Origin of the sequence: Pseudomonas inefficax (assembly GCF_900277125.1) — a bacterium.
GTDB lineage: Bacteria > Pseudomonadota > Gammaproteobacteria > Pseudomonadales > Pseudomonadaceae > Aquipseudomonas > Aquipseudomonas inefficax.
This window is the reverse complement of sequence record NZ_OPYN01000070.1, coordinates 253,552-274,345: the sequence shown is the minus strand read 5'-3', so window position 1 is coordinate 274,345 and position 20,794 is coordinate 253,552. Positions and strand designations below refer to the sequence as shown.

Sequence of the window (20,794 nt, the reverse complement as noted above, 5' to 3'; positions counted from 1 at the left end):
TCTGATCGGCGGAAAGGGACGCACAATCTTTCATCGAAGCGCCCTGCCGGTCAGGGGGAACTGCCTCACCCGCTTGCCTTTCACGCCTGTTCAGCGCCTGCCGCGGGCCTGGGTCTGCTCGCGATATTGCCCTGGGTTGCAGCCAAACCATTTGCGAAATGCCTTGTAGAACGAGCTACTATCGGCAAACCCTAGGCGTTCGGCAATTTCAACCATGCCTGGCTGTGGCTGGCTCAACCAGGCAATGGCGAGCTCGCGCCGGACGCTGTCTTTAAGGCCTTGATAAGACTGCCCTTCTTCAGCCAGGCGGCGGCGCAAGGTGGAAGGTGACAAGCACAGACGCCTTGCCAGGCTGTCGCTGTCGGGCCAACGGCCAGGGTCCAGGCCCAATAGATCGCTACGGATACGCAGGCCCAGGCTGGCTGGGTCACGGTATTTCACCAGGATATTGCCCGGCGCTTCGGCAAGAAAGCGCTGCAGCTCTTCTTCGGTACGGCGCAGCGGCTGGTCGAGGCCGTCTGCCGCCATCACCAGCCGGGTCAAGGGCCGCTCGAAGTGCAGGTTGTCCGAGAACATCACGCGATAGTCTTCGCAGAACGGCGGCGCGCTGCAACGCAGGTCGATGGCCAGTATCGGAATGCGTCGCCCAGCCAACCAGCACGCAACGCCATGCACGATCATCCAGAAGGTGAAATAGGTAAACGCCCGGCGGGGTTGGTCGCGGGGTTCGTTGATCACGATCTCGGCCAGGCCCTGCTGACGCACCAGCGCCGGTTGCAGGTCTTGCAGCATCAATGACAAAAAGGCCAGGGCCGTTTCCAGGCCGGCGCCGAGGGTAGGTTGCGCCATGCTGGCCCGGCACATGAACGCCAGGCTGCCATTGCGCAAGCCGCGCGGGTCCATGGCAAAAAACTCATCGTTGCAACGCCGCGCCAACAGGCGCCAGAGCCGGGCATAGGCCTGCGCCCCAACGCGCGCATCCGGCTGGTGCAACTGGTCGGCGTCGATACCGGCGCGCGCCAGCAAACCCCTGTCGGGCTCGCCGGCCGGGCAGGTTTGTAAAAGTGCCTCACGCACCAGGTGCATGGAGATGGTGTCTTTTTCGCTCATCGGCCGTCCTGTCGGCTTGATCTCGGTAGTTACGGGCACCTTGGGCAACCGCCATCAGAGTGTTGCCGCCAGCCCCAGAAAAGCCTGGATCAGGCGCAGTTCGCGGCGCCGCTCGAGGCAGCCGACCAGGTGCTGGTTGACCAGCCCCTGCCCGCCCAGCGGCCGGGCGACCACCCGCGGATCACTGGCGACCTCGGTGGACGAAACCACGCCAATGCCAAGCTCCGCTGCCACGGCCTCGGTGACCGCTTCGCGGCTGTCCAGCTCCAGCAGCACGCGCGGCTGAACCGTCGCCGCCAGGCAAGCCTTGTCGAACGTGCGGCGGGTAGTGGAACTGGGCTCACGCAGTACCATGATCTGCTGATGAAGTGCTGTCAGCGGCAGGTCGCCCTGCTCCGCCGCCCAGGCATGCCCCGCTGGCAGCAAGGCACACAGGCGTGACTGGCATAGGCTCTGCAAATGCAAGCCCTTGCGCGGTTCGATCTCGGTCAGCACGGCGACATCGGCATGTTCACCGAGCAACGCGGCCAGGGTTTCCTGGGCATTGCCCAGCCGCAGGTTGACGGTGATACCCGGGTAGCGCTCGCGGAGTATCGCCAGCATCGGCATGACCCGATGCGGGCCGTCGGCGGCCACTTCCAGCCGCCCGGTCAGTAGTTGCCGGTTGGCTTCGAGCATGGCTTGCGCTTCGTCGGCGAGGCTGAACATGGCCCGCGTGATGGCTGCCAGGCGGGTGCCCTCTTCCGTCAGCTCCACCCGGCGGGCCGTGCGCCGCAGCAAGGTAATCTGATAATGCTCCTCCAGCGCCTTGATGTGACCGGTCACCGCTGGCTGGCTGATGAACAGACGTGCGGCGGCGCGGGTAAAACTGCCTTCACGGGCTACCGCGTCGAAAGCACGCAACTGGAACAGGTTCATGGACATAGGCCTGGCTAATGCTCGAATTATCTGCGAGCAATTTGACTGATGAGGGCGTCAGCTCGCAAGGGTAATCAGCGAAGGCTTGTGTCGCCAGGCGGGAAGAACCCGCCCGGCGTCGTGCGTCAAGGGGTGTCTGGCGTCTGCAGGGCCGCCAGCGTGAGCTCCTGGGCCAATTGGCTCAGTGCCGTATCGCGCGCGTCACGTATGGCATTGGAGCGCCTCACGTAGGCTTCACTGGTTATGCTGTGCCGCTGTTCATCCAGCGCTTCCTGCTGCTGACCATAAAGCGACTCCACATCGTCGAAACGCTGCGGCTGCTCGGCACGGAGCACCTCAAGCCAGAAATCACGCTCACTGATGAAGGCCACGCGCTGGTCGGTGGCTTCCGCTTGCAGCACTTCGAGGTACGCAGCATCAAGCTGCGCCTGGGTGACCTCCGCCAAGCCGCCGAATTGCATGTGCCGAGGCTGGCCAATCAAATCCAGGCGCCGGGCCAAGCCGGTGAGATAAGCCAGATTGACTTCGACCTCTTCTGCACTGCGTTCCCCTCTGCGCCATCGTCCATCTGTGTAGCGAGCATCCATGTCGCGCCGGGCGATACGCTCGACCCAGGCGACCCTAAACAGCCGCCTGGCCAGCTGCAATCGCTGGCTGCGCGTGGCCAGCGGGCTGCCCCCGTGGGTCACTTCTTCAACGTGCATGCGCACCTCGAGCCGGCTGAAAACCGTCGAGACGCTATCGACACAGGTAGGGGGGTCAGCCGCCAGGTCGAACAGCGCGTCTCGCGTTGCGGTGTGCCTGTAAGCAGCGCCGATCATTGTCCATACGCGTGCGCTTATCTGATCGGGCGCCCAGCGGTACTCAGCCGTGTCGGTCAACCGCGCGAGCAGGTTGAAGAAACTCTCGCCTAGCGGCTCTGCCCGCAGCGCATTCCACGATGCCCGGCCTATGTCACTCCCTGGTTCGGGGTGGGCACGCAGCCAGACTTCCAGCAACGGATCGGCGGGCACCTCAAACTCGTTGATCAGCAACCGCTCAACCCCATACAAACGTTGCAAGTCTGCAACAGCCAGCGCATTGCCATCCAGATGCAGCGCGCGACGAAGGGGTAACGGCGCCTGGAACAAGGCTGCTGGCAGCTCGCTGATCTGGTTGTTGCGCAGGTCCGCAAACAGCAACAGCCCGCACCATTGCAACCCGGCAGGCAGGGTGAGCAACCCGGAGCGGTTCATGCGCAGAATGCGCAAACCGGGAAGCTGATTGAACTGAAGGCTGATGGAACCCAGAGGGTTGTCACTCATATCCAGCGAGCGCAATTGGGGCAGGCGACCCAACACATGAGCCTGGGGCGGCAGGATACGGATACGGTTGCGCGACAACAGCAACTGGCGCAGCCCGCTCAAGCCCTCCAGGCCGGCCGGTAACTCGGTCAGGCTGTTATTGCTCAAGTCCAGCCGGCTCAGGCGGGGGAAGCTCGCCAGAAACCCCGGCGCAATGGCTGACAAGGCCAGGCCAGACAGGCTCAGTTCGGAAATATGCGAGAAGTCAGTACCTGGGGGAAGCATGGGCAGGCCACCAATGGCTACACCTTCCATCCTCAGGCTCAACGCTGCTCGGTTGCCAAGTGCGCCGACCGGGCGCTCTTCGCGCATCTGCCAGGCGCGGCGAAGCGCGTCTTCGATCCGCTGCCGCGTACGTCTCGATGGGCCCGATTGTTCGTCGGACCAGGCGCGTAAACTCTGATCAAGCTGCCGATACTCCTGCTCGACACGGAGCAGGTTGTCCAGCAACGTACCCGGTAATTGCAGCATGTTCTGCAGGTAGCGCTCAGTCGCCGCTGCGTCCATACCCGGGAACAAGGCACGGATCCGGTTGCGCACCCTTTGCTCTTGCGTCAGCAGGCAAGACTGGCAACCGCCCAGTGGATACCCCAGACGGCCATCGGGCAAGCGGCGCATAGGCGAAGCTGTCGCTTTGGCCTCCCCCCACCCAAGGAGTTTGAGCAACCCGTTGCGGTCGTTCGGCAGCCAGGCTTGCAGCTGGCTACGTAACCGCACCGGTCCGTCCGCTACGTTCCAGCCCTGACGCGTGCAATAGTCAGCGGGCAAACCCGCGATCAGCGCCTCGAACAGCCCCTCAGGTTCGGCTACATCACGGTCGTCCGGGCGCCCGAGATCGTCATACAGCTGGAACCTGCCGTCGCTGCGTACCAGCACCAGTTGTGCCTGGGTTGGCTGAGTCAACCAGCGCGCCCGGACCGGGCCGCTCAGGGGGTCGTCGCGCAATAGCAGGTTGGTATGGGCCGTGCTTGGACCGTGCCGCCGCAACAAGGCGAAGACCAAGGCAACCACATCGTGGCGGTAGCTATCCGCAAGGTATAACCCTTCCCGCGCACGGGTAAGGCGTGCCAGCTGCAGCGTGGCCCTGGCACGTTCGGCCAACGCCAGCGGTATACGCTGTTCAACTGTCATCCTCGCGCGCATGGCCTCGCTTGCGGTGGCCAGCAGATCAAGCGCATAGGCGTCCGGCAAGGAAGCAAAGTCGCGCTGGATCAGGGCCAGCAACGGGTCAGCTGCCAGGTATGACTGCGAGAAATGCTCGAGCAGCGGCCCGCGCAGCGACGCGGCATCCTGGTCGATGGCCATGCGCTGCTCTTCAAGGGGCTGGCCGTGCAGGCGCAAACGTTCGGTGCACCATTGAAAAAAACCGGTATCGGCGTACGGATCGGCAAAAAAGCTGTCAATCCGCGCCTGCACCGCGAAACGCTCCAGAGTGTCGCGCAGATTCACCGGCATGGGCCGGCCCTCCACCAGCAAGCCCCGCAGGTAGGCTTCGTCCACATCGGCAACACTGAGTATCTGCGCCACCCGCTCGGCATCCAGGCCGCGCGCCGCTGGCCAGAGACGCCCCAGCAACATGGCCTCGCCCTGCCACTCCAGCGGCCGCTCGTACCTCAGGCGCCAGGCGCGTTCGCTGTTGTTTTCCAATGCAGGGGCATATCTGGCCTGCCCTTCCTTGTGCAGCAACCGCCAGACTTTGTTGGCATCCCGCCGCACGCGATAGGTCACGTCAGCCAGTTTCCACCAATAGCCCTGGCCATCGCTCAACAGCCCATTGTCGAGTGTGACCGCTTGCGCGGGTACGCGGGTTTCCTGGTAGGGGGTCAGGTCGTTGCACCATAGCCGTGGCTGCCCCGCTGGGGTGGTGACCGGCTCCAGGTTTTCGATGAATGCATTACGCAGCAGGTGCGCCCCGATTACCACTGCGCCTGCGCTGCACACCGCCTGGGCCACCTGCAACAGGTGCTGCAGCGCCTCGTGCTGATGGCCGAGCTGCCAGTCGAGCACACCTTCGCAGACATCGCCAAGCACGTGTCGCCCCAGGTCGGCCAGCAGCAGCGCGCCAATGGCCGGAACGAACAGCCCTGCCAGGTTGAGCAATACCAAGCCTGCATTCTCCAGGGCCCGCAGTCGTTGGGCCGCGGTGTTGGCATTGGCCTGCGCGGTGCTTACCGCAAGAAATCGCGCATCGGCCTTGATGCGTTGCAGGTGCCATGACGCCAGCGATGCGAAGCCATCCTCGGTTTGCGGCACCCTGAGCGGCTCCAGGTCCGGCTCGGCATCACGCAAACGGGTGGCCAGGGTTTGCCGAAAGCGTGCCTGATCGTCCAGCGCGATGCGCCGCAGCAGGGCTCGCTGCTCCTCCTCGCTGGCCAGGATGCTGACCAATGCGCGGTTCATTTCATCCCAATCCTTGAACACCCGTAAAGGCCGGGCTGGCGTGTCGGGGAAATACAGCATCACCTTTTTCAGGCGTTCGAACCCGCCAAACGGGTAATTGGCCAAGGTGTGCGGCAACTGCGTCCATTCAAGGCATAGCGCGCCATCGACGCGACACCCCAGTAGTTGCAACGCCGCCTGGCGAAACCTGAACGTGCCCGGCGCGACTGGCTTCTGACCCGCGCCTAGCTGGCGCAACACTGGCAGATCGTCGCTGTCCAGCTGCCCCTTGAGCGCTGCTACCTCGACCGCTACCGAAAATTCCAGGCGCTTGTCGGTTACCAACTGCTTCTCGAACGCACCCGTCAGCACATCTGCCAGGTGCCGTTGATAGGCCGCACCGACATCCGTACTGCGGCATACCTGGACGATACGCGTCACATCATCCGACACCACGGTATCGGCGCCGCCAGGTTCCGCCTGGTTTGTGAGCGCCGTGCCTAGATAAAAGGATTCGCCCTCCTTGAAGTTCTGCAGCAATTTCTGCAAAGCAGGCACGCGTACGTAATAGGGCTGGAAATCCGGGATTGCGCCTGGCTGCGGGGTCAATCGAGCACGTTCTTCACGCCAGGTCAGCTGGCTCAGATCGACATCAAGCTGCAGCTGCGGGTCTGCGGCGAAAGCCCGCTGAAGCAGTGACTGGGCAAAGGTGTCCAGCGGCTGCAGTTTGCCGGTGAACCTGGCCAGTTGTTTCTGGCTGGCCAGGTAGGCCTTGTAGCACGCCTGCAACGCGGCAATTTGCCGGGGGCTGGCCTTGCTCAACCAGTCAGGCAAGTGTTGCGCGATGAAGTCGTTGATCGGGTGACGAAGCTTGGGCGGTGTCACAGGAGGGGTCATGACGGTTCCTTGCTGTTATCGGCTGGCCACGATGCGCGAGCGGGGCACGCTGGGGCAGCAGGAAACAGCCGCAGAGCAAAGGAACACGCGGCCATTTATCGGCACGACTTATAGCTCGGATAACAACAAACAATTTGATTGATGGGCAGACGGATTGCAACCTAGGCCCCGTAGTTTCAGCCCACCGCTTGTGAGGAATAACGGAATGAGCAACGCCCCGATTCTGCTGACCCCCGGTCCCCTGACCACATCAATCCGCACCCGCCAAGCCATGCTGGTGGACTGGGGCTCCTGGGACCGCGACTTCAACCAACTGACTGCCAGTGTCTGCGAACAACTGCTGGCCATCATCGATGGCAGCGCCAGCCACCACTGCGTGCCTCTGCAGGGCAGCGGCACCTTCGCCGTGGAAGCCGCGATAGGCACCCTGGTGCCACGTGATGGCAAGGTTCTGGTCCTGATCAATGGCGCTTATGGCCAGCGCCTGGCAAAGATCTGCAAGGTCCTGGGCCGCAACTACAGCACGTTCGAAACCGCCGAAGACCAACCGACCACCGCCGCCGACGTCGACCGCCTGCTGGCCGCCGACCCGGCCATCACCCATGTCGCGTTGATCCACTGCGAAACCAGCACCGGTATTCTCAACCCGCTGCCCGAGATCGCCCAGGTGATCAAAGGCCACGGCAAGCGCCTGATCATCGACGCCATGAGCTCGTTCGGCGCACTGCCGATCGATGCTCGCGCAATTCCCTTCGAGGCGCTGATCGCCGCCTCCGGCAAATGCCTGGAAGGCGTACCCGGCATGGGCTTCGTGTTTGCAGAGAAAACCGCCCTGGCCGCCGCCGAAGGCAACGCCCACTCGCTGGCCATGGACCTGCACGACCAGCACGCCTACATGGCCAAGACCGGCCAGTGGCGCTTCACCCCGCCAACCCACGTGGTCGCTGCCCTGCACGAAGCGCTGCAGCAATACAACGAGGAAGGTGGCCTGCCGGCGCGCCACCAGCGCTATGCCGACAACTGCAAGACCCTGCTCGACGGCATGGCCGCCATCGGCCTGCGCAGCTTCCTGCCTGCCGCGATCCAGGCGCCGATCATCGTCACCTTCCACGCACCGAAGGATCCCCGCTATCAGTTCAAGGACTTCTATGAGCGGGTCAAGGCCAAGGGCTTCATCCTCTACCCGGGCAAGCTGACCCAGGTGGAAACCTTCCGTGTCGGCTGCATCGGCGTGGTCGGAGCCGATGGCATGCAGGCCGCCGTGAATGCCGTGGCCGAAGTGCTGCGGGAAATGGAAGTGCTGGATATCTGACCCTTTGCCCACCCAATTTCAGGAACACGCGCACATGAACTACAGCAACCCAACGCAGCTGCAAGCCGCCATCCTCGACTGGGCTGGCACCGTGGTCGACTTCGGCTCCTTCGCCCCGACCCAGATCTTTGTCGAAGCCTTTGCCGAATTCGATGTGCAGGTGTCCATCGAAGAAGCCCGCGGCCCGATGGGCATGGGCAAGTGGGACCACATCCGTACCCTGTGCGATGTGCCGGAAATTGCCGAGCGCTACCGCAAGGTGTTCGGCCGTACCCCGACCGACGATGATGTCACCGCCATCTACAACCGCTTCATGCCGCTGCAGATCGAGAAGATCGCCGTGCACTCGGCGCTGATCCCCGGCGCCCTGGACACTCTCACCGGGTTGCGCCAGGACGGCCTGAAGATCGGCTCTTGCTCGGGCTACCCGAAGGTGGTGATGGACAAGGTGGTGGAGCTGGCCGCGCAGAACGGCTACGTGGCCGACCATGTTGTGGCCACCGACGAAACCCCGAACGGCCGCCCATGGCCGGCCCAGGCCCTGGCCAACGTGATCGCCCTGGGTATCGACGATGTGGCGGCGTGCGTGAAGGTCGACGACACCGTGCCGGGCATCCTCGAAGGCCGCCGCGCCGGCATGTGGACCGTGGCCCTGGTGTGCTCGGGCAATGCCCTGGGGCTGACCTGGGAAGGCTACCGCGCGCTGAGCGCCGAGAAGCTGGAAAGCGAGCGCCAGCGCATCCACGCCCTGTTCGCCGGCTCTCGCCCGCACTACCTAATAGACACCATCAACGAACTGCCCGAAGTCGTCGCCGACATCAACCGGCGCCTGGCCAAGGGTGAGATGCCGCAGGCCTCCTGAACCGGCATTGGGGCCGCTTTGCGGCCCATCGCCGGCAAGCCGGCTCCCACACCGACCGCGCTGCCCTCAAGACCTGCGCAGTACCTGTGGGAGCGGGCAAGCCCGCGAAACAGGCGACGCGGTGGATGGCACGGGCTTCGCCCGTGTTCGCGGGCGCGCCCGCTCCCACAGGGATCGCGCCAGCTTTTAGAAATTGAGCAAGACAGTTGCTCCCACAGGTACAGCGACCATCGCGAGAACAACGCCTACCTGGGAGCAACTGTCTTGGATATCTCTTCAAGCCAGCACTGGCCCTTGTAGGAGCGGCCTTGTGTCGCGATGGGCTGCGCAGCGGCCCCGGCAATCTTTGCTGCGAAGCTGAAAACCTGGGGCCGCTGCGCCCCATCGCGACACAAGGCCGCTCCTACAGGTATTTGCACATGGCTTGAGGCCGGTGTGGTCGAGGTGGGAGCGGGCTCGTCGTGGCGACGAACCGCGTCGATGGGCTGCAAAGCAGCCCCATCAAGGCCCACCCCTACTCCGGTAACTGCACCTGGGGCTTGGTCGCCGCGAAGATCGCCCAGCTCGACACGAACAGCGCCGCGATCAACGGCCCGATCACGAAGCCGTTGAGCCCGAACACCGCCAGCCCGCCCAGCGTCGACACCAGGATCAGGTAGTCCGGCATGCGCGTGTCCTTGCCCACCAAAATCGGCCGCAACAAATTGTCCACCAGGCCGATCACCAGCACGCCGAACGCGGTCAGGATCACCCCCGACAATATCGCCCCGGTCAACAGGAAATACGCCGCCACCGGTGCCCACACGATCCCTGCCCCTACCGCCGGCAGCAGCGACAGAAACGCCATCAGCACCGCCCACACCAGCGCACTCGGGATATCCAGCACCCAGAAGATGAAACCGCCCAACGCCCCCTGGGTAATGGCCACCAGCACGTTGCCTTTCACCGTTGCCCGCACCACACGGTTGAACTTCAACTGCAAGCGGCGCTTCTGCTGCTCGGGCAGCGGCACCGCCAGACGCACCTGGCGAGCCACCTCCGCGCCTTCGCGCAGGAAGAAGAACAACAGGTACATCATGATGCCGAAGCTGATCACGAACTCGAACGTTCCCTGCCCGAAGTTGAACGCCTGGCTGGCCAGCACCTGGCTGCCCTGGGTGGCCCACTTGCTGATCTTGTCGCGCAGCCCGTCGAGGTTGCCCATGCCCATGCTGTCCAGGCCCTGCTGGGCAAACGCCGGCAGCATTTCCTTGCCGCGCTCGACATAACCGGCAATGTCCAGCTCCCCGTGCTCGATGCGCTGGTACAGGGCAGCTCCCTCCTGCACCAGCAGCGCGCTGGTGATGATCACCGGCAGGATCGCCACCAGCAGGCACACTAGCAAGGTGGTCGCCGCGGCCAGGTTGCGCCGGCGGCCGAAACGCAGCAGCAGGTGGCGCTGCAGCGGGGCGAACAGGATGCCGAGTATCACCGCCCAGAAGATCGCACCGTAGTACGGCAGCAGGATCCAGATGAAAGCTATGGTCACGAGCGCCAGCAGTACTGCCAGGGCTTTGTTCTGCAGGGCGGTCTGATTCATCGCGGGTCCTCGCATGACTTATGCGTTATTAGTGCGCCGCGCCTGGGCAAAAGTGCCGCCATTCCCTTGATGCAAATCAATACGCGCCGTGTCTGCCAACACTAGCATCCGCGCCTTTCGCTCCGGTGCGCACATGACCCTTATCGCCAAGCCCGAACTGCTGGCCCCCGCCGGCACCCTCAAGACCATGCGCTACGCCTTCGCCTATGGCGCCGACGCGGTCTACGCCGGCCAGCCACGCTACAGCTTGCGGGTGCGCAACAACGAGTTCGACCATGCCAACCTGGCCTTGGGCATCCAGGAGGCGCATGCCTTGGGCAAGCGCTTCTACGTGGTGGTCAACATTGCCCCGCACAATGCCAAGCTCAAGACCTTCCTCAAGGACCTGGCACCAGTGATCGAGATGGCACCGGACGCGCTGATCATGTCCGACCCAGGCCTGATCATGCTGGTACGCCAGCACTTCCCGCAGATGCCAGTGCACCTGTCGGTGCAGGCCAACACGGTCAACTGGGCCAGCGTACAGTTCTGGCAGCAACTGGGCCTGAGCCGGGTGATCCTGTCGCGCGAGCTGTCGCTCGAAGAGATCGAGGAAATCCGCCAGCAGGTGCCGGACATGGAGCTGGAGGTGTTCGTTCACGGTGCCCTGTGCATGGCCTACTCCGGCCGTTGCCTGCTGTCGGGCTACCTCAACAAGCGTGATGCCAATCAGGGCACCTGCACCAACGCCTGCCGCTGGAAGTATGACGCCACCCCGGCCACCGAGAACGCCAACGGCGACATCGTGCGCGAAGTGCAGCCGACCCTGGGCCTGGGCGCCCCGACCGAGCAGGTATTCCTGCTGCAGGAAAGCAACCGCCCCGGCACCGAAATGCCGGCGTTCGAAGACGAGCACGGCACCTACATCATGAATGCCAAGGATCTTCGCGCCATCCAGCACGTCGGGCGCCTGGCTGCCATGGGCGTGCACTCGCTGAAGATCGAAGGCCGCACCAAGTCGCACTTCTACTGCTCCCGTACCGTGCAGTCATACCGCCAGGCGATCGACGACGCGGTGGCCGGGCGGCCATTCGACCGCGCATTGATGGACAACCTCGAATCCCTGGCCCAACGCGGTTACACCGAAGGCTTCCTGCGCCGCCACGTGCACGACGAATACCAGAACTACCAGCGCGGCAACTCGGTGTCCGAGCGCCAGCAGTTCGTTGGCGAGCTGACCGGGATGCGCGTCGACGGCCTGGCCGAGGTCAAGGTGAAAAACCGCTTCGCCGTGGGTGACCACCTGGAGCTGATGACTCCACGCGGCAACTACCACTTCGACCTGCACCGCCTGTGCGACCGCCAGCAGCAGGCCATCGAGGTGGCTCCGGGTGACGGCCACGTGGTGTACCTGCCGATTCCGGAGCAGGTCACGCTCGACTACGCCCTGCTGATGCGCGACCTCGGCACCGACGAGGTGGCCAGCTGACAAACCTGTAATGTGCGCCTCAGCTACCTGACAGGTGCCAGCGGCGAACATCGTGCAAGCGGCTTACGCTATGCTGCTGAACTACCGCTGGAAGGAGTGCTTCAACATGCTGCGCAAACACTTGCTGACCCTGGGCCTGCTGGCCGTCACTGGCCTGGCCCAGGCCGCCGAGACCATCGACGTCTACCGCGACCCCAACTGCGGCTGCTGCAAGGCCTGGATCAGCCACTTGCGCGACAACGGTTTCACCGTCAACGACCATGTCGAGCCGAACATGAGCGAGGTGAAGCAACGCCTGGGCGTGGCGCCACGCCTGGCGTCGTGCCATACCGGGGTGATCGACGGCAAGTTCGTCGAAGGCCACGTGCCGGCCGAGCAGGTGCGCCTGCTGGCCAAGCGCAACGACCTCAAGGGCCTGGCCGTGCCGGGCATGCCCATGGGCTCGCCCGGCATGGAAATGGGTGACCACAAGGATGCCTACCAGGTCATCGGCGTGACCCAGGACGGCAAGGACACCGTGGTCGCCAACTACTGATGCTCAGCCTGTGGGCGCTGTTCCTCAGCGCCTTCGGCGCCGCCACCCTGCTACCCCTGCAATCCGAGGCCGTGCTGGTCGGCCTTATACTGCGCCAGCCCGAAGCCTGGGCCACCCTGCTGCTGGTGGCTACCCTGGGCAATGTGCTGGGCTCGGTGGTCAACTGGGTGCTGGGGCGGGCCATCGAGCACCTGCGCGACAAGCGCTGGTTCCCGTTCAGCCCTGCCCAGCTGGAGCGCGCGCAACAGCGCTACCAGCGCTGGGGGCAATGGTCGCTGCTGCTCAGCTGGATGCCGGTGATCGGCGACCCGCTGACGCTGATCGCGGGCATCATGCGTGAGCCGTTCTGGCGCTTCCTGCTGCTGGTGACCCTGGCCAAGGCCGGTCGCTATGGGGTGCTGGCGATGATTACCCTGGGCTGGTTTCACGCCTGGTAACACCTTTCACGTTCCGCGTGGTCCACTGGCTGTTACAGTCGCCCCTTCCTACATGGCCCTACACGGAGTGCCCCCATGCTGCGCGCAACCGCCCTGGCCCTGGTCTGCCTCGCCGGCAGTTCTGCCATCGCTGCCGAATCGCCCACCTATGGCCCCCAGTTGGAGGGCTTCAGCTACCCGCATCCGCTCAAGCATTTCGACTTCAAGTCCCAGGGCCAGGACCTGCAGATGGGCTACATGGACGTACCCGCCCAAGGCCAGGCCAACGGCCGCAGCGTGGTGCTGATGCACGGCAAGAACTTCTGCGCCGCCACCTGGGAAACCACCATCGATGCCCTGAGCAAGGCTGGCTACCGGGTCATCGCCCCCGACCAGGTCGGCTTCTGCAGCTCCAGCAAGCCAGCGCATTACCAGTACAGCTTCCAGCAACTGGCGAGCAACACCCATGCCCTGCTCGAACAGCTGGGCGTGAAGCAAAGCACCGTGCTCGGCCACTCCACCGGCGGCATGCTCGCCACCCGCTACGCGCTGATGTACCCGCAGCAGGTGGAGCGCCTGGCGATGGTCAACCCCATCGGGCTGGAAGACTGGAAAGCCCTGGGCGTGCCCTACCGCACGGTGGACCAGTGGTATGCGCGCGAGCTCAAGCTGGATGCCGAAGGCGTGCGCGAGTATGAGCGCAAGACCTACTACGCCGGGCGCTGGAAGCCGGAGTACGAGCGCTGGGTGCAGATGCTGGTGGGCCTGAACAAGGGGCCAGGGCATGAAGCGGTGGCGTGGAACTCGGCGCTGATCTACGACATGATCTTCACCCAGCCGGTGTACCACGAGTTCAAAGACCTGCAGATGCCCACCCTGCTGCTGATCGGTGACCAGGACACCACGGCCATCGGCAGTGATATCGCGCCGCCAGAGGTAAAAGCGAAGCTGGGCAAGTATGCAGAGCTGGGGCCGCAGGTGGCCAAGCTGATTCCCAAGGGTGAGCTGATTACCTTTGAAGGCATGGGGCATGCGCCGCAGATCGAGGAGCCGGTGCGGTTCAACCGTACGCTGGTGGAATGGTTAGGGCGCCAGATCTGATTTGGGGCCGCTTTGCGGCCCTTCGCGGGCTCGCCCGCTCCCACGGGTAGTGCACAGCTGCCAAAACCTGTGCAGTACCTGTGGGAGCGGGCGAGCCCGCGAAGGGCTGCAAAGCAGCCCCCTACACTTTCCAGACCTGCTCCTCTGTCCAGCCCAGCTCGGCAAAGTCCACCGCCCGCAACCCTGCCTCTTCCTCACAGAAAAACTCATCCAGCTGCGGCGGCCTCACCGCCGTGTCACTGAGCATCGCATGCACCTGCCCCCGGTGATGTACCTGGTGCTCGAACAGGTGCGCCAACAGCCGCAGCCGTTGCTCGCGCTGCACCCGCTCGGGGCGCACGATACTTACATAGCGCCCCAGTTCACCATCGCGCAGGCCGCGGCAATAGGCGATCAGCCGGTGGTCGGCCTGGGCCTGTTCGGCATGCAGGTCGGTGCAGGTGGCAAACGGCTGTTCCGGCTCGAAGAAGCGTTCGCCGTCGGCGTCGGGCTGCTCGCCCCGCTGCTCGCACTCGAGCATGTGCAGGTAGAACCAGTCCACCGTCAGCAGGTGATTGAGGGTGGCTTTGATCGAGGGGAAAAAGCTGCAGCGGGGGGCGACGAATTCGTCCTGGGTCAGTTGCAGGCAGGCCTTGTACAGGCGGTGGTTGGCCCAGCCATTGTTGTAGGCCTGGGTCAGCAGATGATGCGACAACGGCTCCATGGTTCGGCTCCTTTTCAGGCGAAGCGTTGCAGTTGCATCTCCCGTAGCCGGCTCAGGGTCCGTTGGTACGGGAACGCCAGATACCCTTGAGTGTAGAGGGCATCCAGCGGTACCTGTGCCTCCAGGTACAACGCCACCCGGCGGTCGTAGCATTCGTCGACCAGGGCAATGAAGCGGCGCACTGCGTCGTCCTTGGGCGACAGCGCCGGCAGCTCGCGGTCGCCCGCCACCACCCGCGCCGCAGCATCCTCGGTGCCCCGGGCAATCCGCCCGGCCCGCTGTTCCCCACCCAGCGCCGGAATGCCCGACACCAGAATGGCCGGGAACCGGTCGCACAGGGCCATGAACTCCATGGCTGCCAGCGGCTGTTCGCACAGGTCGGTGAAGCGGCACCAGATGGCCTGCGCGCTGCGCCGCACCACCTGCACATGTCGGGAGCCGATCGCCAAGGGCTGGTCGTGGCCTGCATCGCCGGGGCTGAGCTGGCGGAACACCTCGCCCAGCTGGCTGGCCTGCCCCGCTTGCGCCACCCAGTAACGCTGGCGCTCGGCGCCGGGGTGCAGGCGGTGGTCCTGCTCGCCGGCTACCGGCAGCACCTGCATGTGCCGCTGGATGGCGGCGATGGCCGGCAGGAAACGCTCACGGTTGAAGCCGTCGCGGTACAGCTGCTCGGGTGGCTGGTTGGAAGTGGCGACGATCACCACGCCTTGGTCGAACAGTACCTGGAACAGGCGGCCGAGGATGATCGCGTCACCGATGTCGTTGACGAACAGTTCGTCGAAGCACAGCACGCGAATCTGCCCGGCCAGTTCCCCGGCCAGCGCCAGCAGCGGGTCGGCAGTGCCGTTGAGCTGAAACAGGCGCTGGTGGACCCAGGCCATGAAGTGGTGGAAGTGCTGGCGCCGGCTGGATACCCGCAGGCAGCGGTGGAACTGGTCCATCAGCCAGGTCTTGCCGCGGCCGACCGGGCCCCACAGGTAGATGCCCTGGGTGGGGCGGCCCTGTTCGACGGCCTGGAAGCAGACCTGCAAGGCCTCGACGGCGCGGGCCTGGGCGGGGTCGGCGACATAGCCCTGGGTGGCCAGGGCCTGCTGGTAGAGGGAGTGGGGATCGATAGCCATGCGGCATTCTACACGGACCTTGTGGGAGCGGCCCTTTCGCGACACAAGGCCGCTCCCACAAGTACTGTATTGGGTCAGGTGGCGTCGCCCAGGCCTACCTTGAGCAGCGCGCCGTCCTTGTCATCGGTCAGCACATACAGGTAACCATCCGGCCCCACCCGCACATCGCGGATACGCGCCTTCAACTCACCCAGCAAACGCTCTTCATGCACCACCTTGTCGCCATCCAGTTGCAGGCGGATCAGCTCCTGGGTAGCCAGCGCGCCAATGAACAGGTTGTGGTCCCAGGCCTTGAACTTAGGGCTGTCGTAGAACGCCATGCCGCTGATCCCCGGCGACTTCTCCCATACATGGTGCGGGTCGACCATGCCCTGCACATGCTTGCCCTTGGCCTCGGGAATCGGCAAAAGCGAGTAGTTGATGCCGTGGGTCGCAACCGGCCAGCCATAGTTCTTGCCGGGCTCGGGAATGTTGATCTCGTCGCCGCCGCGCGGGCCGTGCTCGTGGGTCCACAGCTTGCCGGTCCACGGGTTGAGTGCGGCGCCTTGCTGGTTGCGGTGGCCGAACGACCAGATCTCCGGCCGTACGTTGTCCTTGCCGACGAAGGGGTTGTCCCTGGGCACTTCGCCGTCCGGCAAGATACGCACGATCTTGCCTTGCAGCTTGTCCAGGTCCTGGGCAGTCGGGCGCTGGTTGTTCTCGCCGAGGGCGATGAACAGGTAACCGTCGCGGTCGAACACCAGACGCGAGCCGAAGTGGTTGCCCTCCGACAACTTGGGCTGCTGGCGGAAGATGACGTTGAAGTTTTCCAGCCGGGCGCGGTCCTGGGACAACTGGCCACGGCCGACCGCCGTGCCGGCCTTGCCGTCACTGCCCTCTTCGGCGTAGGACAGGTACACAGTGCGGTCCTTGGCGAATTCCGGCGACAGCACCACATCCAGCAGGCCGCCCTGGCCCTCGGCCCAAACTTTGGGCACACCGCTGATCGGTGGGCCGACCTTGCCTTCGGCATTGACCACCCGCAAGTTGCCGGCGCGCTCGGTGATCAGCATGTCCTTGCCACCCGGCAGGAACGCCAGGGCCCAGGGATTGCGCAGGCCGTCGGCCACTGTGCTGACGGTCAAGGTGCCTTCTTCACTGCGAAGCTGCTGTTCGGCCGCCGCCTGCGCCAGCAGGGGCAGGAGTGCGGCGGCGGTCAGGGTTACAAGCCAGGGTGCTCGAAGCATGCAGGATTCCTTTCGTAGGGCGCTCATGGCGCGCGCGGGTTGTCGCGAGGGGGTCGGGTGGGCTCCAGGTTCGGGGTTTGCTGCTGGCGGCGCAGGTTGTCGCCGTTGCCGATGCCGCGGTTGTCCAGGGTGGGCGTGCGCTGGTATGGGTCGTTGGACGGGCCGCGCACGGGAGGTGCGGCCGGCATGCTGCCCTGGCGGCTGTTGGGGTTGGCGCGCTGGATCGGGCTGTTGTAGGGGTTGTTGTTGCCGGCGGCGAGTTGCACGGGCAGCTCCGGGGCTGCTTGCGCGGGCAACCACAGCACCAGGCTGAGGGCCAGGATGGGCAATGTCGGGGTCATGCTTCACCTCCTGTACGAGAATGCCGCGCCTGGTGGGTTTGATAGCCTAAGGCGCGAAGGGTTCGCGGCAAAAGTGTGAATGCGGGGGGAGATGATTCCTGATGTTTCAGTATGAGCCCTCGGGGCTGCTTTGCAGCCCATCGCGACACAAGGCCGCTCCCACAAAGGTCCTGCGTACACCGATCAATGTGGGAGCGGCCTTGCGTCGCGAAAGGGCCGCAAAGCGGCCCCAGGTTACTGCCCCTTGTCTACCTTGTGCCGCGCCGCATAAAGGCACAGCATCTCCATCGCCAGGGTGGCGCCCGCCAGCGCGGTGATATCGGCATGATCATAGGCTGGCGCCACCTCCACCAGGTCCATGCCCACCAAGTTGATGCCGCGCAGCCCGCCTAGGATCTCCAGCGCCTGCACCGTGCTCAGCCCGCCGCACACCGGTGTGCCGGTACCGGGCGCATAGGCCGGGTCGAGGCAGTCGATATCGAAGGTCAGGTACACCGGCCGCTCGCCCACCCGCTGGCGAATCGCCGCGATCACCGCCTCGGTGCCCTGCCGATGCACCTGGCGGGCGTCGAGAATAGCAAAGCCCTGGCTGTCATCATTGGTGGTGCGCAGGCCGATCTGCACCGAGCTGGCCGGGTCCACCAGGCCTTCGCGGGCGGCATGCCAGAACATGGTGCCGTGGTCGATGCGCTTGCCTTCCTCGTCCGGCCAGGTGTCGCTGTGCGCATCGAAGTGGATCAGCGCCAGCGGGCCGTGGCGGCGGGCATGGGCCTTGAGCAGCGGGTAGCTGATGAAATGGTCGCCACCCAGGGTGAGCATGGCGCAGCCTGCTTCCAGAATATGCGTGGCATGGGCCTCGATGCTGTCCGGTACCGACTGCGGGGTGCCGCTGTCGAAGGCGCAATCGCCATAGTCGATCACCGCCAGGTGGTCGAACGGGTCGAACGCCCACGGCCAGTGCCGGGCCCAGGCCTGCTGCACCGAGGCGGCACGGATCGCCCGTGGGCCGAAGCGCGCACCAGGGCGGTTGCTGGTGGCAGTATCGAACGGCACACCGCTGACCACCACATCGACACCACGCAGGTCGCGACTGTAACGGCGGCGGGAGAAACTGGTAATGCCGGCGTAGGTACTTTCCGCAGCGGTGCCATACAGGCTGTCGCGGGTGATGGCCTGGTCGTTGTTTGCGGCTTGCTCCACGGTCGGGCTCCTTTGTCGTTATTGGTTACTGGCGGCTGCGGAATGCAGTCCACAAGCGGTTGCGCTGGCGCAGGTCGGCCAGGGCCATGCTGCGGTCGGCATACAGGCGCTGGCGTACTGCGGCCGACGGGTAGATGTCCGGGTCGTTGCGTACTGCTTCGTCCACCAGCGGCGTGGCCGCCTGGTTGGCGTTGGCGAAGAACAGCGTGTTGGTCAGCGCGGCCACCGACTCGGGCTTGAGCATGAAGGCGATGAACGCCCGCGCGGCCTCGGGGTGCGGGGCGTCCTTGGGAATGACCAGGTTGTCCTGCCACACCAGCGTGCCTTCGCGGGGGATGCGGTAGATCAGCTCGAACGGTTTGCCGGCACGGCGCGCCTGGTCGGCGGCCATCGCCGCATCGCCGTTGTAGGTCAGTGCCAGGCACACGCTACCGTTTGCCAGGTCGCTGATTTGCCGGCCATTGGCGACGTAGCTGATCGACGGCTGCAGCTGGCTCAGCAGGTGCTGCGCAGCGGCCAGGTCGTCCTTGTTTTGGCTGTAAGGGTCCTTGCCCAGGTAGTTCAGGGCCACGCCGATCACCTCCTGGGGCGAGTCGGGCATGGCAATGCCGCAGTCCTTCAGCCGGCTGGCGTACTCGGGCTTGAACAGCAGGTCGAGGCTGTCCAGCGGCACATCCCCCAGGCGTTGGCGCACAGCCTCCACATTCACCCCCAGGCCCAAGGTGCCCCAGGTGTAGGGCACGGCATGGCGGTTGCCGGGGTCGGCCTCGGCGAGCTTGGCCAGCAGGTCCTTGTCGAGGTTGGCAAAGCCGGGCATGGCCTGGGCGTCGAGCGGCTGCAGGGCGTTGGCCTTGAGCGCCCGGGCCAGCACCGCCGACGACGGCACCACCACGTCATAGCCGCTGCCACCGGTCAGCAACTTGGTTTCCAGCACTTCGGTGGTGTCGAAGGTGTCGTAGCGCACCTTGTAGCCGGTTTCCTGCTCGAAGCGCTGGAGGGTTTGCGGGGCGACATAGTCGGCCCAGCTGTAGAGGTTGACGACCTTTTCTTCGGCCTGCAGCGGCAAGGCCAGGACCAGGGATAGCAGGCACAACGATCGACGCATGGCGGACACCTCGGCAAATGGGTGGATGCCGCGAGCATGCCAGCCGGGTTACATTGCAGAAATGGCAAGTTTGCAAAGCTGACATTCACCAGGAGCAATGTAATGCTTGGACAAGTGCACGACCCCGACCTGCACCTGCTGCGGCTGTTCGTCACTGTAGTCGAGGCCGGTGGCTTCAGCGCCGCGCAAGGCGTGCTGGGCCTGAGCCAGCCCACCATCAGCCAGCGCATGGCTCAGCTGGAAGCGCGGCTGGGTTACCGCCTGTGCAGCCGCGGCAAGGGCGGTTTTCACCTGACGGAAAAAGGCACGTTGTTGCTGGACGCCGCTCGCGGGTTATTGCTGAACATCGAACAGTTTCGCCAGCAGGCCAATGGCGTTGCCGGGCGGCTGCTGGGGACCGTGCGCCTAGGCATGGCGGAGAACCAGGACAAGGCGGTAAGCCTGAAGCTGGCGGCGACCATTGCGGCGTTTCGCAGGCGCGAGGAGGCGGTGCAGTTGGAGCTGATCAGTGCGCCGCCGGCGGAGCTGGAGCGGTTGTTGCTGGAGCAGCGGTTGGATTACGCCATCAGCTACTTTTCCGGCAACCAGGCAGCCTTCGATTACCAGCCGCTGTTCGAGGAACGGCAACGGCTGTATTGCGGCAAGGGGCATGAGCTGTTCGGTGAGGCAGGCGTTGGGCGGGAGCGGTTGTTGGCGATGGACCAGGTGCGCCATCCGTACCGGTTTTTGAAGGGCGGCGAGCCGTTCCAGAGCCAGCGCAGCATGGCGGTGGCGGAGCAGATCGAGAGCGTGCTGACCTTCATTCTGTCGGGGCGGCATATTGGCTATTTGCCGTGGCACTGCGCGCAAGCGTGGGAGGCTGAGGGGCTGCTGTGGGCGCTGGACCCGGGGCTGGACTTTATGGTGCCGTTTACCCTGGCCAGGCACCGGGCGCAGGCGGTTGGCGAGGCACAGCAGGCGTTTGCGCAGGATTTACGGGCGGCGTTTGCCTGACCGGGCCCCTTCGCGGGTAAACCCGCTCCCACAGGGACCGAGACTTCCTCAGGCTGTGCGGTCTCTGTAGGAGCGGCCTTGTGTCGCGAAAGGGGTGCGAAGCGCCCCCAGGATTTCAGCTGCGCAGCACATATTGCCGGGGCCGCTTTGCGGCCCTTTCGCGACACAAGGCCGCTCCTACAGAA

The 20,794-nt window shown here is 64.6% G+C and carries 18 protein-coding genes; 8 read left to right on the top strand and 10 right to left on the bottom strand.

Features of this window, described 5'->3' with window-relative positions:
* Nucleotides 1-90: 90 nt before the first annotated feature.
* From JV551A3_RS08940 to JV551A3_RS08930, 3 genes are all read right to left on the bottom strand, one after another.
* The gene (locus JV551A3_RS08940; RefSeq protein WP_133970953.1) at nucleotides 91-1,110 is read right to left on the bottom strand and encodes an AraC family transcriptional regulator; all 1,020 of its coding nucleotides are present in this window, start codon (nucleotides 1,108-1,110) and stop codon (nucleotides 91-93) included.
* A 54-nt stretch (nucleotides 1,111-1,164) separates the two neighbouring features.
* Complete coding sequence (locus JV551A3_RS08935) at nucleotides 1,165-2,028, bottom strand: LysR substrate-binding domain-containing protein (protein WP_133970952.1); 864 nt, start codon at nucleotides 2,026-2,028, stop codon at nucleotides 1,165-1,167.
* Nucleotides 2,029-2,153: 125 nt separating this feature from the next.
* Nucleotides 2,154-6,647 carry an NEL-type E3 ubiquitin ligase domain-containing protein gene (locus JV551A3_RS08930; RefSeq protein WP_133970950.1) on the bottom strand — a complete coding sequence of 1,498 codons (4,494 nt, stop codon included), beginning with the start codon at nucleotides 6,645-6,647 and terminating at the stop codon, nucleotides 2,154-2,156.
* Here JV551A3_RS08930 and JV551A3_RS30635 point away from each other — a divergent pair.
* The 3 genes from JV551A3_RS30635 to phnX all read left to right on the top strand — a co-directional run bounded on the left by JV551A3_RS30635 (nucleotide 6,646) and on the right by phnX (nucleotide 8,821).
* Nucleotides 6,646-6,789, top strand: coding sequence for a hypothetical protein (locus JV551A3_RS30635; RefSeq protein WP_166674233.1), 144 nt, complete (start codon nucleotides 6,646-6,648; stop codon nucleotides 6,787-6,789). The two genes, JV551A3_RS08930 and JV551A3_RS30635, sit on opposite strands and share 2 nt — an antisense overlap.
* Before the next feature lie 63 nt (nucleotides 6,790-6,852).
* Nucleotides 6,853-7,959, top strand: coding sequence for a 2-aminoethylphosphonate--pyruvate transaminase (locus JV551A3_RS08925; protein ID WP_133970948.1), 1,107 nt, complete (start codon nucleotides 6,853-6,855; stop codon nucleotides 7,957-7,959).
* A gap of 34 nt (nucleotides 7,960-7,993) precedes the next feature.
* Entirely contained in the window at nucleotides 7,994-8,821 is an 828-nt protein-coding gene (phnX, locus tag JV551A3_RS08920) for a phosphonoacetaldehyde hydrolase (protein ID WP_133978580.1), read from the top strand.
* 514 nt (nucleotides 8,822-9,335) lie between these two features.
* On the opposite strand, the gene JV551A3_RS08910 is transcribed toward phnX, so the two are convergent.
* Nucleotides 9,336-10,400, bottom strand: coding sequence for an AI-2E family transporter (locus JV551A3_RS08910; protein WP_112253285.1), 1,065 nt, complete (start codon nucleotides 10,398-10,400; stop codon nucleotides 9,336-9,338).
* A gap of 133 nt (nucleotides 10,401-10,533) precedes the next feature.
* Between JV551A3_RS08910 and trhP the strand changes: the two genes are divergently transcribed.
* From trhP to JV551A3_RS08890, 4 genes are all read left to right on the top strand, one after another.
* The gene (trhP, locus tag JV551A3_RS08905; protein WP_133970946.1) at nucleotides 10,534-11,868 is read left to right on the top strand and encodes a prephenate-dependent tRNA uridine(34) hydroxylase TrhP; all 1,335 of its coding nucleotides are present in this window, start codon (nucleotides 10,534-10,536) and stop codon (nucleotides 11,866-11,868) included.
* A 106-nt stretch (nucleotides 11,869-11,974) separates the two neighbouring features.
* Nucleotides 11,975-12,403: a DUF411 domain-containing protein gene (locus JV551A3_RS08900; protein WP_063914085.1), complete on the top strand. Its 429-nt coding sequence runs from the start codon at nucleotides 11,975-11,977 to the stop codon at nucleotides 12,401-12,403.
* Nucleotides 12,403-12,840, top strand: coding sequence for a YqaA family protein (locus tag JV551A3_RS08895; RefSeq protein WP_133970945.1), 438 nt, complete (start codon nucleotides 12,403-12,405; stop codon nucleotides 12,838-12,840). Before JV551A3_RS08900 ends, JV551A3_RS08895 begins: the two co-directional genes overlap by 1 nt.
* Nucleotides 12,841-12,915: 75 nt before the next feature.
* Nucleotides 12,916-13,920: an alpha/beta fold hydrolase gene (locus JV551A3_RS08890; RefSeq protein ID WP_133970943.1), complete on the top strand. Its 1,005-nt coding sequence runs from the start codon at nucleotides 12,916-12,918 to the stop codon at nucleotides 13,918-13,920.
* Nucleotides 13,921-14,041: 121 nt separating this feature from the next.
* Here JV551A3_RS08890 and JV551A3_RS08885 read toward each other — a convergent pair whose 3' ends face one another.
* From JV551A3_RS08885 to JV551A3_RS08860, 6 genes are all read right to left on the bottom strand, one after another.
* Nucleotides 14,042-14,623, bottom strand: coding sequence for a DinB family protein (locus tag JV551A3_RS08885; protein WP_133970941.1), 582 nt, complete (start codon nucleotides 14,621-14,623; stop codon nucleotides 14,042-14,044).
* A 14-nt stretch (nucleotides 14,624-14,637) separates the two neighbouring features.
* Nucleotides 14,638-15,744, bottom strand: a complete 1,107-nt coding sequence (zapE, locus tag JV551A3_RS08880) for a cell division protein ZapE (protein ID WP_133970940.1) — start codon at nucleotides 15,742-15,744, stop codon at nucleotides 14,638-14,640.
* Between the two features lie 74 nt (nucleotides 15,745-15,818).
* Complete coding sequence (locus JV551A3_RS08875; protein WP_133978576.1) at nucleotides 15,819-16,970, bottom strand: PQQ-dependent sugar dehydrogenase; 1,152 nt, start codon at nucleotides 16,968-16,970, stop codon at nucleotides 15,819-15,821.
* Nucleotides 16,971-16,993: 23 nt separating this feature from the next.
* Nucleotides 16,994-17,311 (bottom strand): hypothetical protein, encoded by a 318-nt coding sequence (locus tag JV551A3_RS08870; protein WP_133970937.1) that lies wholly within the window; start codon nucleotides 17,309-17,311, stop codon nucleotides 16,994-16,996.
* Between the two features lie 234 nt (nucleotides 17,312-17,545).
* Nucleotides 17,546-18,511 (bottom strand): agmatinase, encoded by a 966-nt coding sequence (gene speB, locus JV551A3_RS08865; protein WP_112253293.1) that lies wholly within the window; start codon nucleotides 18,509-18,511, stop codon nucleotides 17,546-17,548.
* 25 nt (nucleotides 18,512-18,536) lie between these two features.
* Entirely contained in the window at nucleotides 18,537-19,616 is a 1,080-nt protein-coding gene (locus JV551A3_RS08860) for an extracellular solute-binding protein (RefSeq protein WP_133970935.1), read from the bottom strand.
* A gap of 102 nt (nucleotides 19,617-19,718) precedes the next feature.
* Here JV551A3_RS08860 and JV551A3_RS08855 point away from each other — a divergent pair, with 102 nt between their 5' ends.
* Entirely contained in the window at nucleotides 19,719-20,609 is an 891-nt protein-coding gene (locus JV551A3_RS08855) for a LysR family transcriptional regulator (RefSeq protein WP_133970934.1), read from the top strand.
* The last annotated feature ends 185 nt before the right edge of the window (nucleotides 20,610-20,794 follow it).